Origin of the sequence: Rheinheimera baltica DSM 14885, assembly GCF_000425345.1 — a bacterium.
Classification (GTDB): domain Bacteria; phylum Pseudomonadota; class Gammaproteobacteria; order Enterobacterales; family Alteromonadaceae; genus Alishewanella; species Alishewanella baltica.
On record NZ_AUDG01000070.1, the window covers coordinates 1 to 18,062 of the forward strand.

Sequence of the window (18,062 nt, forward strand, 5' to 3'; positions counted from 1 at the left end):
AGGTTCGAAGGTGCTATTGCGGTCGCGCGGGACTTCCAGCTCTATTTCACCATGCACAGAGCGCACAGTTTTACTGGTTTTACCGTTGCGGGAATTACCGGTTTTTTTACCGGCCGGGTCATGTTTGGCGTAACCAAGATGGTGTTCCATCTCAGCTTCAAGGGCTCGTTCAGCAAGCTTTTTGGTCAACTGGCGCAATAGGCCTTGCTCGCCCATCAGATCTTCAGGAGATTTGCAGTCAGCTAACAGCTGATCCAGTAATTGGTCTGTAATTGGCATTCTTTATCCCTTCTAAGGAGTTAGATAGAATGCCACTTACACAGTTTTTTTTACAGACTCTTTTCTTAGCCAATTCCTATCTCTGTCGGGCATGTTTGAGCAGTGCTACCTTACCCTTAGAATTTGATGTACAACCTGAACCTGAACAAAATCATGTAAATATTCATGTGCTGCAAACCAGTACTTTTCCAAAATCTGCGTTTGATCAAAGTGGTACCAAGCAACTATTGGCATGGTTACTGACAGATCCTCAGGCGATGGCCTCTTACCAAAGCATCTTTCGACACTATCAAGAAAAGCGTGAGTTCAGAGGTCCTTTGGAGAGCTGGCGTTTTAGCTTTGAGCCACCGCCGATGACGAACTGGAAACTTCATGTTCGCGGTAGGTATGACGCCAGTAAAAGCCATTATTTAGTTGAAGAAATTGTGGGTATTGATTACGACGTTAATCTGCCAGAGAGCGTTGCATTCATTAACCCAGATTTTTTTAAAAGCAAGCAAAATGATGGCAAAGCGCGGACCGGCTCTGGGGGTACAGCCTGGCAGCATATTGACGAAGAATTTGAAATTGACGACGAACAATCCGCTTCTGATGAAAATGAAACATTGATATTAGAAGGAGATTTAACTTGGTGCCGCTTTACAAAGCCCTGCAGGGTTTACAAACAGGAAGAGGTTAAAGAGCGCCGAAATCAGATTTTGGATGAGCTTGCTGAAAAAGAGGCTGGCAGGGACGTGAGCACGGGTGAGCCTTATCAAGGCGGCACCTTACCTTCGGCCGATGTGGGTGGCAAAGAGGATATTACTGATCGTGAACGACAATTTGCCAGTCGCTTTAAAAGCTTTGATCATCTGCTGCAGGTGTTAAAGTTCAAACACCTATGCCGAATACTCCATGAAGAAACGCTGCCATTACCCAAAGTCGGCCGCAGTAAACAACATTTGTTAGAAAATGGCAGCCAAAGGGCGATTAAGGCCGTTCGGCTTCGCTATAAGTTGATTGACGCAGTGCTACTTGAAGTAGATACATCAGACGGCATCAAAATGCTCTCAACCAAAGTTATTTTTGGCTCCGATGCACGAGATTGGATTGAGCATTTCACCCTTATCCGCAAAGGGGTGGTAGCTAAATCAATATCTTGGCCTAACGAGTTGTTGGATGGATTGTTTGGTGAAAACTGTCACATCGGCATTAATCACCCCAAGCACCAGGGAGCAGATGCTGGAAACATTCCGGTTGAGTCGATTGAGAGTTGGGCGCAACGGTTTGTCCATGCACTTTCTCTGGGGTAAATGCCGTCATTACCCGAATAAAGTTTGCTTTACTCATGAGCTTTAGATAATTTAGCTAAATTATCTAGATTAAAGTCGTGTAGGCTGAAAAATGAACGAAAACGAGATTTACCAGCGCATCAAGCAGGTCCTTGCAGATGCCCCTCGCAATCAATACACCGCTGAGCTGCATCTACAAATGATCAAATACGCTGATGAGCTTAAAACCATTACCGCCAAGGAGTTTTGTGAAGGTGTTGGCCTGAGCATTAGCTTCGGAACTGAATTTAGCAAAATGCGCAACCTGACACAGCGCCTGAAAGCGGCCGGGCTTGATACCGCCAAGCTATAACAACGCAAATTTATTTGTGCCGGCAGTACCCGGCACCCGAGGGAATCACCATGGCCATTAAGAAAACCGAACTTTATTCTTCCCTTTGGGCTAGCTGCGACGAGCTGCGTGGCGGAATGGAAGCTAGCCAGTACAAAGACTATGTACTCACCATGCTGTTTATGAAGTATGTCTCTGATAAGTACAAAGGCGACCCTTACGGCATGATTGTGGTGCCACAAGGTGCCAGCTTCGACGATATGGTTGCCCTGAAAGGCGACAAAGAAATCGGTGATAAAATCAACAAGGTCATCAGTGCGCTGGCCGAAGAAAACGATCTCAAAGGCGTTATCGACGTGGCCGACTTTAACGACGAAGATAAGCTTGGCAAAGGCAAGGATATGATCGATTGTCTTTCAAAATTGATTGGAATTTTTGAAGGCTTAGATCTTTCAGGCAACCGTGCTGATGGTGATGACTTGCTAGGTGATGCCTACGAATACTTGATGCGCCACTTCGCTACTGAATCGGGCAAATCGAAAGGCCAGTTTTATACACCATCGGAAGTGTCGCGCATCCTTTCTAAAGTGATTGGTATTGATAATAACACCCCGCAAGATGCCACCGTGTATGACCCTACTTGTGGCTCTGGTTCCCTATTGTTAAAAGCCAGTGATGAAGCGCCCCGTGGATTGTCTATTTTCGGGCAAGAAAAAGAAGGAAGTACCGGTGCGTTGGCTCGTATGAACATGATTTTGCATAATAATGCCACCGCAAAAATCGTGAAAGGTCAGAACACTATCTCTGCACCTGAGTGGAAAGAGAGTAACGGTGAATTAAAACGTTTTGATTTCGTAGTTGCTAACCCTCCTTTTTCCAATAAGAACTGGACCAATGGAATTAATCCAAGCGAGGATGAATTTGGCCGTTTTATTTGGGGGATACCGCCCGAGAAAAACGGCGACTACACCTTTTTGCTGCACATCATTAAAAGCTTAAAAAGCACCGGTAAAGGCGCGGTCATTCTGCCTCACGGCGTTTTGTTCCGTGGCAACGCCGAAGCGCGCATTCGTGAAAACCTCATCAAGCAAGGTTACATCAAAGGCATTATCGGTTTGCCGGCCAACCTGTTTTACGGCACTGGCATTCCTGCCTGTATTATCGTCATTGATAAAGAACATGCGAATGCTCGCAAGGGTATTTTTATGGTCGATGCCAGCAAAGGCTTTATCAAAGACGGCAATAAAAACCGCCTACGCAGCCAGGATATTCACAAAATCGTTGACGTTTTCACCAAACAGTTAGAGTTGTCGCGTTACTCGCGTATGGTGCCGTTAAGTGAAATCGCCGCCAACGACTATAACCTAAATATTCCGCGTTATATCGACGCTAGTGAGCCGGAAGACCTACACGACTTACTCGCCCATCTGCAAGGGGGTATTCCAAACCGAGACATTGATGCCTTAGAGCCCTTCTGGCAGGTGTTCCCCAGCATTCGAGCGACTTTGTTCAAGCCCGCGCGCACAGGCTATAGTGAAGCCTTGGTAAAAGCCTCACAAGTGAAAAGTACTATTCTGAACCATGACGAGTTCAAAACCTTTGCCGCACAAAGCCTGGTGCCGTTTACCGATTGGGCGCAGCGCTCAAACTTAAAAACGATTGAGCAAGATGAACCGCCAAAACAGATTATCCATCGTATCAGCGAAGACCTGTTGCAAAGTTATGCACAAACGCCACTCCTGAGTAAATATGACATTTACCAGATCCTTATGGACTACTGGGCAGAGGTGATGCAGGACGATGTGTATGTATTGGTGCAAGACGGCTGGAATGGTGGTAAGCAATTACGTGAAATATTCCCCACTAAAAAAGATGGTAAAAATGTCTGGAAAGAAAGCCATGATTTCGAAATAAACAAAAAACGTTACCGTGTTGAAGTTATTCCACGCAAATTGGTCGAAAAACGCTTCTTTCCTGCTCTCTTAACAGAGCTGTCCTGTCTTGAGTCTGATGCGGATTCTGCAACACAGTTACTGGAAGAGTTTGTTGAGTTACATGCAGGTGAAGACGATTTACTACTAGAAGCCAAAAATGACAAAGATAAGGTGACCCAGAAATTAATCAATGCTCGACTGAAAGAACTTAAATCTAATAGCGGCGACCTTGATGAAATAAATGCATTAGAGAAGTGTTTATCACTCGTAAAAAAAGAAGCCACGGCTAAGACAAAAGCTAAAGACAAGAAGACTGAGCTCGACTTGGCAGTTTTTAAGAAATACCCACAGCTTAGTGAAGCTGACATCAAGATCCTGATTGTTGACGACAAATGGCTGGCAACGCTTGAAAGCAATATCGTCGCCGAAATCGAGCGAGTCACCCAGGAACTGGCCAATCGAGTCAAAGAACTGGAAGAGCGCTACAGCGAGCCGTTACCAGCCATTGCCCAATCGGTAGAAAACCTCAGCAACAAAGTGGCAGGGCACTTAAAAGTCATGGGCTTGGAGTGGACGGTATGAGTAGTGGCGTGGCGGAAGTGAGCCCAGCGTATCTGTCGGACGTGACTTCGACCACTATTCCTGTTGGATATAAGCAAACAGAAGTTGGAGTGATTCCAGAAGACTGGAAAGTAACCACTGTAGGTAAAGTGGTGTCTATAACAACAGGCAATAAGAATACACAGGATAAAGTTGCTGATGGGCTTTATCCGTTTTTTGTGCGCTCTCAACACGTTGAAAGGATTAACTCCTATTCGTTTGATGGAGAAGGTGTATTGACCGCTGGTGATGGCGTAGGTACAGGTAAGATCTTTCACCATATAGATGGGAAATTCGATTTTCATCAAAGAACGTACTTAATGTACAACTTTGGTGATGAATTGGATGGCTACTATTTTTACATCTATTTCAGCAATAACTTCTTTGATCGAATAATGTCGATGACAGCAAAGTCATCAGTCGATTCGGTCCGCCGTGAAATGATTGCTGAGATGTTGATGGTTATGCCTCCAAAGGCAGAACAAACCGCCATCGCCAATGCCCTGTCAGATATTGATACGTTGATCAGCGAGCTGGAAAAGCTGATAGCCAAAAAACAAGCCATCAAAACCGCTACCATGCAACAACTCCTCACCGGCCGCACCCGCCTGCCTCAGTTTGCTTTGCGTGCAGATGGCCTTCGCAAAGGCACCAAACCAAGTGAGTTGGGAGAAATCCCGGAAGATTGGGAGGTTGATTCCATTGGAAATTTAATTTCGATTACAACGGGAAGTAGAAACACTCAAGATCGGATTGAAGATGGGACATATCCTTTCTTCGTCCGCTCTCAAACGGTGGAGCGAATTAACACTTTCTCATTTGATGGTGAAGCCGTTTTGACAGCTGGAGACGGCGTAGGTACCGGAAAAATATTTCATTATATTAATGGAAAATTCGATTTTCATCAGCGTGTTTATCTAATGTACAACTTCGGCGAAAAGGTTGATGGGTATTTCTTTTATATTTTTTTCAGTAGTAATTTTTATGAACGCATCATGTCCATGACAGCGAAGTCGTCGGTTGATTCCGTTCGTCGCGAGATGATTACTGATATGAAAATGTTATTACCAATAAAAGAAGAACAAACCTGCATCGCCACCATCCTCTCTGATATGGACGAAGAGATTCAGACGTTGGAACAACGCCTTAGCAAAACCCGCCAAATCAAACTGGGCATGATGCAAGAGCTGCTGACGGGTAAGACGCGCTTGGTGCATCCGCTAAATAAGGAGTCGCAATATGGCTGACCAACAGCAAAGTTATAAAAAAGCTCGCTTTTTTAAATGTGCATTGCAGGTTAATCCAGCGGGTTATATTCAATACCGTGGCCAACAGCAGGGTCTATCTGAATCTGACTATAACCAGCAATTGTTGGTTGCGGCCTTGGAGGCTGGAGTTGAAGTTATCGGCTTGGCTGATCATGGCTCGATAAATGGCTATGAAGAAATAAGAGATTTATTTCAATCACATAACATCGTTGTGTTTCCAGGTTTTGAAATTGCTTCCAGTGAAAAAATTCACTTAGTCTGTTTGTTTAGTGAATCTACCACAGCAGATTTAATAAAAATGCATTTGGGCGCGCTAGGAGTAGATATTAATCAGCCTGCTGCGCCTGTACAGAAGTCTGCAATTGATATTATCAATTACGTCAACGAAAAAAGCGGTTTCATCTACGCTGCGCACTGCACCAATGACGACGGTGTATTAAAGCGTCGGATGAACCATGTTTGGCAACACAAAGGACTACTGGCTGCTCAAATTCCAGGTTCTATCGAAGATTTAAACGGTGTTGAAAGCGATTTTTACCGCAAAGTATTCCTAAACAAAGATAGTAGCTATAAGCGTGAACGGGAAATGGCGGCTATCAATGCTGCGGACGTTGCAAAGCCAGAAGACATTAAATCACCGGGTGCTTCTTGTTTAATCAAGATGACTAGGCCTTGCTTCATGTCATTTAAACAAGCTTTTTTGGATGCCGGGTCACGGGTTCGCTTAAATTCTGATAAGCCGGAAAACTATGCTTCTGCCATCGAGCGCATTCGCTTTGTTGGCGGTTATCTGGACGGCGTTGATATTGAATTGTCTGACCATCTTAACGCTGTTATTGGCGGGCGTGGTACGGGCAAATCAACCTTGTTGGAGTGTATCCGCTACGCATTCGCGTTGGAGCCTAAGACGCAAAACGCGTTAAAGCAGCATAAGAGCGTGATCGATACCAATCTTGGCAAAGAGCGGGGAATGGTTGAAATTACGCTGCGCTCAGCAGTGCTGCATGGTCGTAAATTCACGGTGAGTCGAAAATATGGTAATCAACCTGTGGTGGTTGATGATCAAGGCAATATTTCACCTTACCACCCCACCGATCTGCTGCCGGGCATAGAGCTTTACGGGCAAAATGAAATCTATGAAATGACCCGTGATGAACATAGCCGTAATCAACTCATAGAACGCTTTTTGGAGGGGAAGCACGAACAATTTGATGCCGATATTGCCAAGGTACTAGCAAAACTGAAAGATAATCGTGAATCCATCAAGCGTGCCCTGAATCAGAAAGACGATGTTGAAGCAGAGGTGGAACGCTTGCCCAAGCTGTTGGATCAAGCTAAGCAGTATCAAGCATTAGGGATTGAAGAAAAGCTGAAAATTATTCCTAAGCTGGAAAAAGAAAAGCAGTTGAAAGCGCGTGTTGATGAAGATGTGACTCGTGTAAAAGACGCCATTGAAGCCCTCAAAGACAGCTTGCCTGATACGGTATTTTTAAGTGATAGCGCATTGGATGGTTTGCCTCATACTGATTTATTTAGGCTGCAGCGAGTTGTGTTGGACTCTTTAAAAACAGGTGTGCAGCAAGCGTTAGGGCAATTGGAGCAACTTGCATTGACTGCAGACACACAGCTGGCACCGCTTAAGCAGTCTTTGTTGGAAAAACAGCAGACTGAAGAGCAGAATTTAGAAAAAGCCTTTAAAGATATTCCCGCAAGCCAAGGTAAAACGGGACGGCAAATTGGCGCGGAGTATCAGACGCTACTGAAGCAAATAGAGCAGATTAGGCCCAAGCAAACTACGTTACAACATCGCCAGACGCAAATTGACGAGTTATACGCCCAGCGTAAAAAGCTATTGCTGGAGTTGGATCAGCATACTAGCGCCAGAGCGACCAGTATTTTGAAGTCAGTAAAGCGCTTATCGCGAAAGCTGGAGCAAAAGGTTCGACTTACCTTGCAGCCCGAAGGGAATCGCCAAGCGTTTGTTAATTTTCTTAGTGAATGCAGTTTAGAGGGCGTAGGACCTAAGCGCTTAGCGTGGGTGTTAGACGGCGATTTTTCACCCAGCAATCTCGCTGCCACGATTCGCCAGGGGGAAGCAGAATTATTTCTCAACTTTGGTATATCCGGTACTGTTGTCACAGCCTTGACCCGTCTGCCAGAACTGAAGCTCTTAGAGCTGGAAGAGTTGCAATTACCCGATACCATGGCAATTGAGCTGAATGTTACCCATGGAGAGCAAGAGGCTGTATTTCGCCCTCTTGATGACTTATCAACAGGGCAGCAATGCACTGCCGTTCTACATCTGTTGCTTTTGGATAATCAAGACCCTTTGATTTTGGATCAACCTGAAGACAATTTGGATAACGCATTTATCGCTGAACGGATTGTCGCAGAACTGCGCCGGGCGAAACTGAGCCGTCAATTTCTGTTTGCTACACACAATGCCAATATCCCAGTATTCGGCGATGCAGAATGGATAGGTGTGTTGAGTGTTGAAGAAGGTAAGGGCATGATTTTGCCAGAGCAGCAAGGGGCTATTGATGTACCCAAGGTCCAAGAGCTGGCAGCCGATATTTTGGAAGGTGGTAAGAGTGCGTTCAATCAACGCCGTGAAAAATACGGTTTTATTTGATCACTTGATCGACCTCGGAGATAAGTATGTTAAAAACAGAATTATTAGAAATTATTGCCAATGGTGAAAACTCAGGTGTTGAGTTTAAGCGGGACGATATTCGCCCCGAGCAACTGGCAAAAGAAGTTGTGGCTATGGCCAACTTTCAAGGTGGAAGAGTACTGCTTGGTGTCGAAGACAATGGTGTAATAAGCGGTATCCAAAGAGACGATCTCGAAGAGTGGGTGATGAATGTTTTTCAGAGCAAAATTCACCCAATGATTTTGCCCTTTTATGAAGAAGTAAGACTGGATGATGGCAAAGTAGTTGCGGTTGTAAGCTTTCCTTTAGGTATATCAAAGCCTTATGTCGTTCGTCACAGTGGTAAAGAAGAAATCTACATTCGTGTAGGAACGACGTCCCGACTTGCCACCAGAGAGCAGCAAATGCGGCTGTTTGAATTAGGCGGTATGTTGCATACTGAAGTAATGCCCGTTCCGCGCACAGATATCAGTTGTTTGGATGATGCGCGCCTGATGAATTATGTTAAGGATATCTTGCGTGACCCAGATGTGCCACAGTCTCAAGAAGAATGGCAGGCAAGGCTGCTCGGACTTGGCTTTTTAACGGAGGCGGCAGGTAGCGTTTGCTGCACCATCGCTGGGTTGGTGTTATTTGGTAAAAGCCCGCGTCGTTATTTAAAGCAAGCAGGGTTAAGAGTCATGGCATTTAATGGCGATGATAAGGAATACCAAGCCGCGCTGGATGACATTATTGATGGCCCAATGGTTGGTCGCTGGGATCTTGATAATGGTGATAAGCGCTTGGTTGATGGCGGAGTTATTGAGCGTTTTATGGAAGCGATGACACCCTTTATATCTCAGGAATCTGGTGAGGTAGATGCAGGGCTGAGGCGGGAAACACAATGGTTTTATCCTCTTGAGGCTGTTCGGGAGGCGTTGATTAATGCACTGGCGCATCGTGATTGGACGCGTTTTGTTGAGATTGAAGTTTCCGGATACTCGAATCGTCTTGAAGTGATTAGCCCTGGTGCTTTGCCTAATTCGATGACGGTGGAAAAAATGAAGGCTGGCCAGCGTTCGCCTAGGAATACCATCATCATGGAAGTTTTGCGTGATTATGGCTATGTCGATTATCGCGGAATGGGCGTAAGAACAAAAATAATTCCATTAACTAAAGCGCTAACAGGAAATGAACCCCTGTTTGAGTTAACGGATGATCATTTGAAAACTGTTTTATATCGTTAGTCAAGGATGATAAATGAGTATCGTCGGCCAGCGTGAGCGCGCTACCCAAAATCGTATCGTTCAGTTTTTTCACACTGACTTAGGCTATCGATATTTAGGCGATTGGCAGGATCGAGCCAATAATGAAAACATTGAAGTGGATATCCTAGTTGATTGGTTAAAAAAACGCGGTGTCAGCGAGGCGTTGATTAATCGAGTTATTCGCAAATTGGATACGGCAGCAGCGCTGGGCGAAGGTAAAAAACTTTATTACGCCAACAAAGAGGTTTATCGCCTGCTGCGCTATGGCGTGAAAGACAAAGAAGGCGCAGGTCATCTAAACGAAACCGTGTGGCTAATTGACTGGAGAAACCCGCAAGCGAACGATTTTGCTATTGCCGAAGAAGTATCTATTAAGGGCGAGAACAAAAAACGCCCTGATATTGTGCTGTATGTAAACGGTATCGCCTTGGGAGTCATTGAACTGAAACGCTCTTCGGTGTCCGTTTCAGAAGGTATTCGCCAGAATCTCGATAACCAGAAGAAAGATTTTATTCAAAACTTCTTTACCAGCATGCAATTGGTGATGGCGGGTAACGATACGCAAGGCTTGCGATACGGCACCATTGAAACATCAGAGAAGCACTATCTTGAATGGAAAGAAGATTGCACCAACCCATATGCTCATAAACTTGATTTTCACCTGAGTCGCGTGTGTAACAAAGCGCGCTTTTTGCAAATTATCCACGATTTTATTGTTTTCGATGCTGGTACTAAAAAGACCTGTCGCCACAATCAGTTCTTTGGTATTGAAGCGGCAAAACGCCATATAGCAAGGCATGAGGGTGGAATTATTTGGCACACGCAAGGTTCGGGAAAAAGCCTGACCATGGTGTGGCTAGCCAAATGGATACGCGAAAATATAAAAGACTCCCGTGTGTTGATTGTCACTGATCGTTCTGAGTTGGACGAGCAGATTGAAAAAGTATTCACCGGTGTTGAGGAAGGTATATATCGCACCAAAAGCGGTGCCGATTTGGTGGCGACGCTCAATCAACCCAACCCTTGGTTGGTGTGTTCGTTGGTGCACAAGTTTGGTCGGCAGTCTGATTCTGAAAACGATGCCGTGACCGATGAGTTTATTGCCGAGTTAAAGAAGTCTCTGCCGTCGGATTTTAAAGCCAAAGGCGATCTGTTTGTGTTTGTCGATGAGTGTCATCGCACCCAATCCGGCAAGTTGCACGAAGCAATGAAATCCATCCTACCGGAAGCCATGTTTGTTGGCTTCACTGGCACGCCACTGATGAAAAAGGACAAGAAAAAGTCGGTTGAGGTGTTTGGTTCTTACATTCATACCTATAAGTTTGATGAAGCCGTGGCCGATGGGGTGGTGCTAGATTTACGCTACGAAGCACGAGATATCGACCAGAATGTCACTTCGCAGAAAAAGGTAGATGAATGGTTTGAAGCGAAGACTCGCGGCTTATCTCGATTAGCTAAAACCCAGTTGAAACAGAAATGGGGCACCATGCAGAAGGTGCTGTCCAGTAAATCCCGTTTGCAGCAGATTGTGAATGATATCTTGCTGGATATGGACACCAAGCCACGCCTGATGGATGGCTACGGCAATGCTATGTTGGTCTGCTCTAGCGTTTATCAGGCTTGTAAAGCCTATGAGATGTTCAGCCAAACTGATTTGGCCGGTAAGGTTGCCATTGTGACCAGTTTTCAGCCAACCGCTGCGAGCATTAAAGGAGAAGAAACAGGTGAAGGCTTAACGGAGAAGCTCTTTAAGTACGATATTTACCGCAAGATGCTTGCGGATTACTTCGAGCAACCGGAAGACAGGGCCGCAAGCCGGGTTGAAGAGTTTGAAAAAGAAGTTAAAAAGCAATTTATTGATGAACCAGGGCAAATGCGTCTTCTGATCGTGGTTGATAAGCTACTAACCGGCTTTGACGCCCCTTCGGCCACCTATTTGTACATCGACAAACAAATGGCCGATCACAACCTGTTTCAGGCTATTTGCCGTGTGAACCGTTTGGATGGGGATGATAAAGAATATGGTTATATCATCGATTACAAGGATCTGTTCCGCTCTTTGGACAAAGCGATTTCTGATTACACTCAAGGCGCATTTGATGGTTACGACAAAGAAGACGTTGCTGGGTTACTGAAAGATCGTTTAGAGCAGGCCAAGCTGGATTTGGACAATGCGCTGGAAATGGTGCGCGCCTTGTGTGAGCCAGTAAAAGCGCCGCGCAACACTGAAGACTACATTCATTATTTTTGTGGTAAGTCGGGCCTGAACCAAGACGAGCTCACCGAGAAAGAAGCGCTGCGTTTAACGCTTTATCAGAACGTTGCCAAACTGCTGCGTGCTTTTGCCAATATTGCTAACGAAATGCCTGATGCAGGCTATTCTTCGCAAAATGTAGACTCAATTAGATTAGAAGTCGCTCATTTTGAAAAAGTCCGTGACGAAGTAAAACTTGCCAGTGGCGATTTAGTAGAAATGAAACGCTTTGAGCCTGCGATGCGTCACTTGTTAGATATGTATATTCGTGCTGATGACAGCGAAGTGTTGATGGATTTTGAAGAGCTGGGACTTATCGAGCTTATCGTCGAAAAAGGTGCTGATGCCGTGGAGGCCTTGCCTGAGAGTATTCGTAAAAACCAAGAAGCCATGGCAGAAACCATCGAAAACAATGTTCGTAAAACTATTGTCGATGAAAACCCGGTTAATCCGAAATACTACGAGCAAATGTCGGTGTTGTTGGATGAGTTGATTGTGCTTCGCCGTCAAAAGGCCATTGAATATCAGGAGTATCTGGAAAGAATCCGTGAGCTATCTCGTAAGGTGATCCGCCCTGAACAAACGACATCAAGCTATCCACTGTCAATGGATACTAACCCTAAACGCGCGTTTTACGACAACTTTGGTCAAGATGAGCTACTGGCCACAAAAATAGATACGGCTATTCGCTATACCAAAAAAGCGGACTGGGTAGGTGACCGTTTCAAAGAGCGAGAAATTGCCAACGCTATAAGAGAAGAAGCGGCGGGTTATGATCTGGATATTCAGGGCGTAATGGAACTGGCCAAGGCGCAGAAAGAGTATCTGTGATGGCGATAATTGAAATTGGTTCAATTACGATGCAGTTGAATCGCAAAGCAATTAAAAACCTGCATATCAGCATATTGCCACCCGATGGTCGTGTGCGGGTTTCTGCGCCAGAAGCTATGACCGATACAGCTGTTCGCATGGCAGTAATCAGCCGCATTCCCTGGATCAAAAAACAGCAAACTGATTTCGCCAAACAGCCCCGGCAGTCTGATCGAGAAATGGTCAATGGTGAGTGTCACTACCTATGGGGGAAACGATATCGTCTTAATGTGGTTGATCATGCAGGTAAGCATGAAATCAAGCTAGGTCGTGGGCGGTTGCATTTATATATCAATACCACGGCAACATTGGAAAGTAGAGCTTTTGTACTGAGTTCGTATTACCGGGAAGTACTGAAGGCGCGAATCGCTGAATTGTTGCCCATGTGGGAGAGCAAGATGGGTGTGACTGCCGCTGATTGGGGTGTGAAGAAGATGAAGACCAAATGGGGTAGCTGCAACATTCAGGCAAAGCGCATTTGGTTAAATTTAGAGCTCGCGAAAAAGCCACCGGAGTGTTTGGAGTACATCCTTGTCCATGAGTTGGTGCATCTGCTTGAACGTAATCACAATGAGCGGTTTAAGGTATATATGGACAAGCTACTTCCCGATTGGCGAGAGCGTCGAGACTTGTTGAACCGGATGCCTCTGGCGCACAACCATTGGCTGTATTGAAAACGGAATAACGGAAATTCATCCATATTTACGGCATCAGTTTGGCTGATGGTTGGTAAGGTAAGCTAAATTAACATTCCTAGGTGAACCATGAAGGCTTGGCAATGTGTGGCCTGCAGCCAGGCGCGATAGCCAGATTTTCTACGCCATAGAGGGTGGGAGTGTTTTTAAGCCACAAATGAAACTCAGCCCCCTGTAACTCATGCTCAGGTGAGCAATCAATGTTCCAATGCCTTAAGACGTACCCTGCAACTGCTGCTCGTACGAATATTTTCAGCATCCCGTTTGTCATACCGTACTCGATTTCTATGGTATCTGGATGCTGAAGGTTTGGATGCGGAACGATATGCATTTCAACAATACGGTTCCACTGAATATCACTTTCTTTGGTTTCTGACTTCGTTATCTTCGTACTAAGTAATTTCGCACAGACAATACGATTTATTACAAAGTCTGTGAACCGAGTACGTTTGCGGTCGTAAGCGCGAACATGCCAGCGAAGGCCGTTATCCACCAGCGCAAAAGGAACAATCTCACGCTGAGTCAAACCGCTGGAAAGTGATCGGTAGTCAATGACTAAAGCCTTTTTCTGGTGAATAGCCCGAGTTATCTCAGCTAGCACGTCCAGGTTAGGGAAGTTTAGTTGTGTAGGTGACTCGGTAGTAATTAAAGAACTACTACCCGTGACATGATCGTCTCCCAGACCGAAGCACAAAGCAGATAGCGCCTGACTTCCCTGGTATTGAAACAAAGGCTGAAACTGCTCGGTTCCGATATAGGTTTTAGCTTTTGTATCGTACGTAAGATTGTGAGGCGCCAGCTCTTTGTATAGCGCAATATCGCGAGTGGCTGCTGCTGCTTTAATACCAAACCGATTAACCAAATCATTTCTGTTCACCGCACCTAAAAAGCGTAGTTTGAAATCTATGTGGAATAGTCTCTCTTGCTGCGATTGGTTTATGACTTCGAGCTTGGTTGGGATGCAGTTATTCAAATGACTACCTCTAATTGCTTGGCTTCCCGCATATTTAATGTGGCATAGCCATGCTCTTTTGACAAGAGTTTGCAGGTTCTGAAACCTGCACTCACTTATACCAGACTTTCTTACGTACAGACCCGAACATAGATCGTAATATTTGACACTAGTGCGTGTCAATTATATTCGTTGACATCATCAAAATGATGATGATAATGTCTTTCTTATTCGAGGTGGCTGTTTAGTGGTCAGTAGCCTTAGCCTGAAAAGAGAGATTGGTTAGGAGGGAAACGGATTGAACTTCCAGGGTTTGCAAGCCAAGTACCGGCGGCTATTTACCGAGAGCGCAGCTTGGAGGATGTTAAGGGGCGATAATGCACCTTATATCCTTGCGTTCATCGCGGATCTCTTTTCAGAAGAAAGCGAAGTTCCTTACGGCCGAGCCCGCATCTTGTTGGATGCTGAGATTGAACGCAGCAGAGAGCTCGGGATTTGGCAAACTGAGTCCTCGGCCGCCACTTATTTAAATCAATGGATTAAGTATGGCTGGTTACGAGAAATGGATGATTCTCTTACTAAAACTGATGCCAGTGAAATAGCGTTGAGATTCTGTAAAGGGCTTGATGAACGCCATTCCGGCACAACAGCCTCACATTTGCGTATTGTACAAGAAGCCGTTCGTGACTTAGCGGTTGCAATTAGTCCTAACGTTGATGAAAAAGTAACTCTGCTTGAAAGTAAAAAGGCAGAGATCCAACGAGAAATCGAGGCGTTTCAAGCGGGGGTAGTCCCGGTTTTAAGTGAGTCTGAGCAAAGAGAGCGAATTCGTCAGATCTATCAATTGGCTTCAGTGTTGACTGGTGATTTTCGTCGTGTTGAGGACGAGATCAGGATTCTTGATAAAGAACTCAGAATTCAGATTATTGAGGGTGACATCTCTCGTGGAGATGTGTTGCTTTCAGTCATGGAAAGAGAAGCATTGCTTTCTACTACAGAAGCAGGAAGTGCATTTGAAGGCTTTTTTCAGTTGCTGTGTGATCAAAACCGCTCAATGGAATTTCGTGAGCAGCTCCGTAGCATTTTGAGTCGACCGATAGGTCAGCAGTTATCAAGTAGTCAGCATCAATTTCTTAGCCACTTAATGCGTGAGTTGAGCCGAGAAAGTGAAAGAGTGTTTCGTGTCAGGCGGCGTACTGAAGAGGGCCTGCGTTCATATATTGAAAGCGGTTCTGCTGCAGAAAATCAGGCGGTTGATAGATTGCTTTCAAAACTAGAAAGACAAGCTGTATTACTACGTGATGAAGGTTTGGATTTGACAACAGAAACGGGCCTTAGTCTTCCGGTAGGTCCTATAGAAATTAGATCTCCAGTATCGATGAAATTAAAGAGCCCAGACGACAAACTCGATACATCGGGCGTTGAAGAAAACGCCAATAGGAGAGAACCAAGCACTCATGTGCTTGACTGTCTTGATGCTGTTCAAGTGAGACAGGTGGCCTATCGAGTTCTTAATACCCTGAATAAATGTGGCCCGATGTCGATTGCCAGGCTGGCTGAAGTAAACCGGTTAACGGCAGGGCTGGAGGAGCTGGTCGCGTATTTACGAGTAGCAAAAGCAGTGGATGCGACCATGTTAGATGAAAAAGAGGATGTGATCGTAGTTGATAAACAAGGTGTTACGTTGAAAGCGTCTATACCTACCTATCTATTAACTGCCGACCTATTCCCAGAAGATATTGATGAACTTGCCCTCTAACGGGTAGCCAAGGAATGCAAATGACAAACAATACTCCCCCCAATAGCTTCTTCTCGATGGTAACAGGTATATCCGATCGGGACTTAAATACAGAAGGTGATGAAGGAAACCGCTTGGCGCTCGATGACTTTCATACTTCAGGTAATCCACTTTCAATAAATACCAATAGAGACTTAGACGACCAGCTATTCGAGAGTGACGAGCCAAGCCTAATTACAGAGAGCGTCAAATCCACTGATTCAGATATGCCACATGATGCCCGACGAGTTCTGGTTCATTTGATGCGTCAGGGTTCAATCGTTGCATCGCAAAAACCGAAACTTTTTGAACAGCTTTGTCGTTATGAATTGGCAATACGGAGGCATCTATCTGAAACTTACCTCCAGTTAATACTTGATCAGAAGTATGGCGTGGCATTTGTGGCCGACACTACCTCTGTGCAAGTTGGCAGTAAAGGGGATTGCGGGGTGGATGATGAAGCTTCAGATCCAGATGAGTCAGCCACCTTAATTCCGAAGCGCCCCCTTTCACTGTTTGATACGCTGATACTACTGGTTTTAAGAAAGCATTATCAGGAGCGCGAGTCGGCTGGAGAACAAAAAATTACGATTGATATCGAACGTATAGAGTCCTATCTGACTCCCTTCCTTCCTATAACCGACCACGCATCAAAAGATCGAAAAAAGCTACTGATTAGAGTAAAAGAGATGGTTAAGCGGAAAGTCTTGTCGACGATCAGAGGCGAAGAAGAGCGATACGAAATCACTCCCATCATCCGATATGTAGTGAATGCCACTTTTTTAGAGACAATGTTAGCTGAATATACAGCTCTATCCCAAGAGCAACTTAATGAAACAGGTTTTGCGGGGAATGAGCAGAAATGACTAGTAATTTATTCGAAAATACCGTTCAGCCTTCGACCAATGAAATCGGTAAATCGATATATATTAATGATTTGTTTTCTCAGGGCCAAATAAGGTTGTCTGAGTTGTCAGTGTATAACTGGGGGTCATTTCATGGATTGCATACCGCAGCTATCGATCCAGAAGGAACATTAGTCACGGGAGACAATGGTGCTGGAAAATCGACATTGATTGACGGGTTAATGGCTCTTCTTCTACCAGCGGGGAAAGCAACATTTAATGTCGCCGCAGCACAAGGTGATCGCTCAGACCGCTCTCTATTGTCTTATATGCGGGGAAGTTTTGGTTCGGCTCATGATGGAACTTCAACCCGTGTAAAAAGCAAACGGGAAAAGAGTGTTGTTACTGGCTTAAGAGCACTCTATCGAGCAGATGATGGTTCATGTATCACGTTAGCGGCACTTTTCTGGACGGCAAGCGCTACAAATACACTAGGTGAAGTAAAGCGGATTTATCTCGTCGCCAAGCGTAATCTCCAACTGAAAGAGCTTCTCGATGCTTTTGGTGATGGTAATACAAGACTATTTAAACAGTGGTTACGGGAAGATCCTGCCATAACAGATTGCGACAGTAATTTTTCAGATTATCAAGAGCTATACCGAAAGCATCTCTATATGGACAACAAGAACGCCCCTGCATTGTTGTCGCGAGCGCTTGGTCTGAAGAAGATTGATGATCTAACTAAGCTGATACGTGTCAACGGCAATCCAATTTTGACCCACTTACCGCTTAAAACGGTAATCTAAATTTGACCCACCCCTGGCTTCTTTTCAACTTAACGTACTTTCTGCTGCCGGTATGACACCCGCTGTTCTTTTGCCTTTTAACCTATAACTATTTCCGCTGATTTGTACGATATGCGCATGATGTAACAGCCTGTCCAGCAATGCCGCAGTTAAGGTTTGATCATCAGCGAATGCCGTTGACCATTGCGAGAATGGCAGGTTACTGGTCACAATAACACTGCCTTGTTCATAGCGTTTCGCTATCACGTTAAAGAACAGATTGGCTTCATCCCGACCAAAC

The 18,062-nt window shown here is 45.1% G+C and carries 14 protein-coding genes; 11 read left to right on the top strand and 3 right to left on the bottom strand.

Annotated features, from left to right (window positions below; translation table 11 throughout):
- Nucleotides 1-279, bottom strand: a 279-nt coding sequence (locus H595_RS0117390) for a transposase (RefSeq protein WP_027672274.1), incomplete at its 3' end; no start/stop codon positions are given.
- Nucleotides 280-308: 29 nt separating this feature from the next.
- Between H595_RS0117390 and H595_RS22745 the strand changes: the two genes are divergently transcribed.
- The 8 genes from H595_RS22745 (at nt 309) to H595_RS0117430 (ending at nt 13,381) form a co-directional block, all read left to right on the top strand.
- On the top strand, nt 309-1,571 hold the full coding sequence (locus H595_RS22745; protein ID WP_205623255.1) for a Tn7-like element transposition protein TnsE: 1,263 nt from the start codon (nt 309-311) through the stop codon (nt 1,569-1,571).
- Between the two features lie 91 nt (nt 1,572-1,662).
- Entirely contained in the window at nt 1,663-1,902 is a 240-nt protein-coding gene (locus H595_RS0117400; RefSeq protein ID WP_027672338.1) for an HTH-like domain-containing protein, read from the top strand.
- 50 nt (nt 1,903-1,952) lie between these two features.
- A complete protein-coding gene (locus H595_RS0117405; RefSeq protein WP_027672339.1) occupies nt 1,953-4,397 on the top strand; it encodes a type I restriction-modification system subunit M in 2,445 nt (814 codons plus the stop codon).
- Nucleotides 4,394-5,662, top strand: coding sequence for a restriction endonuclease subunit S (locus H595_RS22750; RefSeq protein WP_037055184.1), 1,269 nt, complete (start codon nt 4,394-4,396; stop codon nt 5,660-5,662). Before H595_RS0117405 ends, H595_RS22750 begins: the two co-directional genes overlap by 4 nt.
- Entirely contained in the window at nt 5,655-8,315 is a 2,661-nt protein-coding gene (locus H595_RS0117415; RefSeq protein WP_027672340.1) for a TrlF family AAA-like ATPase, read from the top strand. The genes H595_RS22750 and H595_RS0117415 overlap by 8 nt, the downstream gene beginning before the upstream one ends.
- A 26-nt stretch (nt 8,316-8,341) precedes the next feature.
- Complete coding sequence (locus H595_RS0117420) at nt 8,342-9,562, top strand: RNA-binding domain-containing protein (protein WP_027672341.1); 1,221 nt, start codon at nt 8,342-8,344, stop codon at nt 9,560-9,562.
- A gap of 13 nt (nt 9,563-9,575) precedes the next feature.
- Nucleotides 9,576-12,668 (top strand): type I restriction endonuclease subunit R, encoded by a 3,093-nt coding sequence (locus H595_RS0117425; protein ID WP_027672342.1) that lies wholly within the window; start codon nt 9,576-9,578, stop codon nt 12,666-12,668.
- Nucleotides 12,668-13,381, top strand: coding sequence for a M48 family metallopeptidase (locus tag H595_RS0117430; protein WP_027672343.1), 714 nt, complete (start codon nt 12,668-12,670; stop codon nt 13,379-13,381). Before H595_RS0117425 ends, H595_RS0117430 begins: the two co-directional genes overlap by 1 nt.
- A gap of 79 nt (nt 13,382-13,460) precedes the next feature.
- On the opposite strand, the gene H595_RS0117435 is transcribed toward H595_RS0117430, so the two are convergent.
- The gene (locus H595_RS0117435; protein ID WP_027672344.1) at nt 13,461-14,375 is read right to left on the bottom strand and encodes a WYL domain-containing protein; all 915 of its coding nucleotides are present in this window, start codon (nt 14,373-14,375) and stop codon (nt 13,461-13,463) included.
- 277 nt (nt 14,376-14,652) lie between these two features.
- Here H595_RS0117435 and H595_RS0117440 point away from each other — a divergent pair, with 277 nt between their 5' ends.
- From H595_RS0117440 to H595_RS0117450, 3 genes are read left to right on the top strand one after another with little or no spacing between them, the layout of a single operon-like run.
- Entirely contained in the window at nt 14,653-16,113 is a 1,461-nt protein-coding gene (locus tag H595_RS0117440; protein WP_027672345.1) for a DUF3375 domain-containing protein, read from the top strand.
- Between the two features lie 20 nt (nt 16,114-16,133).
- On the top strand, nt 16,134-16,997 hold the full coding sequence (locus H595_RS0117445; protein WP_027672346.1) for a DUF4194 domain-containing protein: 864 nt from the start codon (nt 16,134-16,136) through the stop codon (nt 16,995-16,997).
- The gene (locus tag H595_RS0117450; protein ID WP_027672347.1) at nt 16,994-17,782 is read left to right on the top strand and encodes an ATP-binding protein; all 789 of its coding nucleotides are present in this window, start codon (nt 16,994-16,996) and stop codon (nt 17,780-17,782) included. Before H595_RS0117445 ends, H595_RS0117450 begins: the two co-directional genes overlap by 4 nt.
- A gap of 24 nt (nt 17,783-17,806) precedes the next feature.
- On the opposite strand, the gene H595_RS0117455 is transcribed toward H595_RS0117450, so the two are convergent.
- Nucleotides 17,807-18,062, bottom strand: a 256-nt coding sequence (locus tag H595_RS0117455) for an ATP-binding protein (protein WP_027672348.1), incomplete at its 5' end; no start/stop codon positions are given.

Excerpts from the sequence above, each read along its gene's own strand:
- H595_RS22745 (WP_205623255.1), top strand. The coding sequence starts at position 309 with ATGCCACTTACACAGTTTTTTTTACAGACTCTTTTCTTAGCCAATTCC.
- H595_RS0117400 (WP_027672338.1), top strand. The coding sequence starts at position 1,663 with ATGAACGAAAACGAGATTTACCAGCGCATCAAGCAGGTCCTTGCAGAT.
- H595_RS0117405 (WP_027672339.1), top strand. The coding sequence starts at position 1,953 with ATGGCCATTAAGAAAACCGAACTTTATTCTTCCCTTTGGGCTAGCTGC.
- H595_RS22750 (WP_037055184.1), top strand. The coding sequence starts at position 4,394 with ATGAGTAGTGGCGTGGCGGAAGTGAGCCCAGCGTATCTGTCGGACGTG.
- H595_RS0117415 (WP_027672340.1), top strand. The coding sequence starts at position 5,655 with ATGGCTGACCAACAGCAAAGTTATAAAAAAGCTCGCTTTTTTAAATGT.
- H595_RS0117420 (WP_027672341.1), top strand. The coding sequence starts at position 8,342 with ATGTTAAAAACAGAATTATTAGAAATTATTGCCAATGGTGAAAACTCA.
- H595_RS0117425 (WP_027672342.1), top strand. The coding sequence starts at position 9,576 with ATGAGTATCGTCGGCCAGCGTGAGCGCGCTACCCAAAATCGTATCGTT.
- H595_RS0117430 (WP_027672343.1), top strand. The coding sequence starts at position 12,668 with ATGGCGATAATTGAAATTGGTTCAATTACGATGCAGTTGAATCGCAAA.
- H595_RS0117445 (WP_027672346.1), top strand. The coding sequence starts at position 16,134 with ATGACAAACAATACTCCCCCCAATAGCTTCTTCTCGATGGTAACAGGT.
- H595_RS0117450 (WP_027672347.1), top strand. The coding sequence starts at position 16,994 with ATGACTAGTAATTTATTCGAAAATACCGTTCAGCCTTCGACCAATGAA.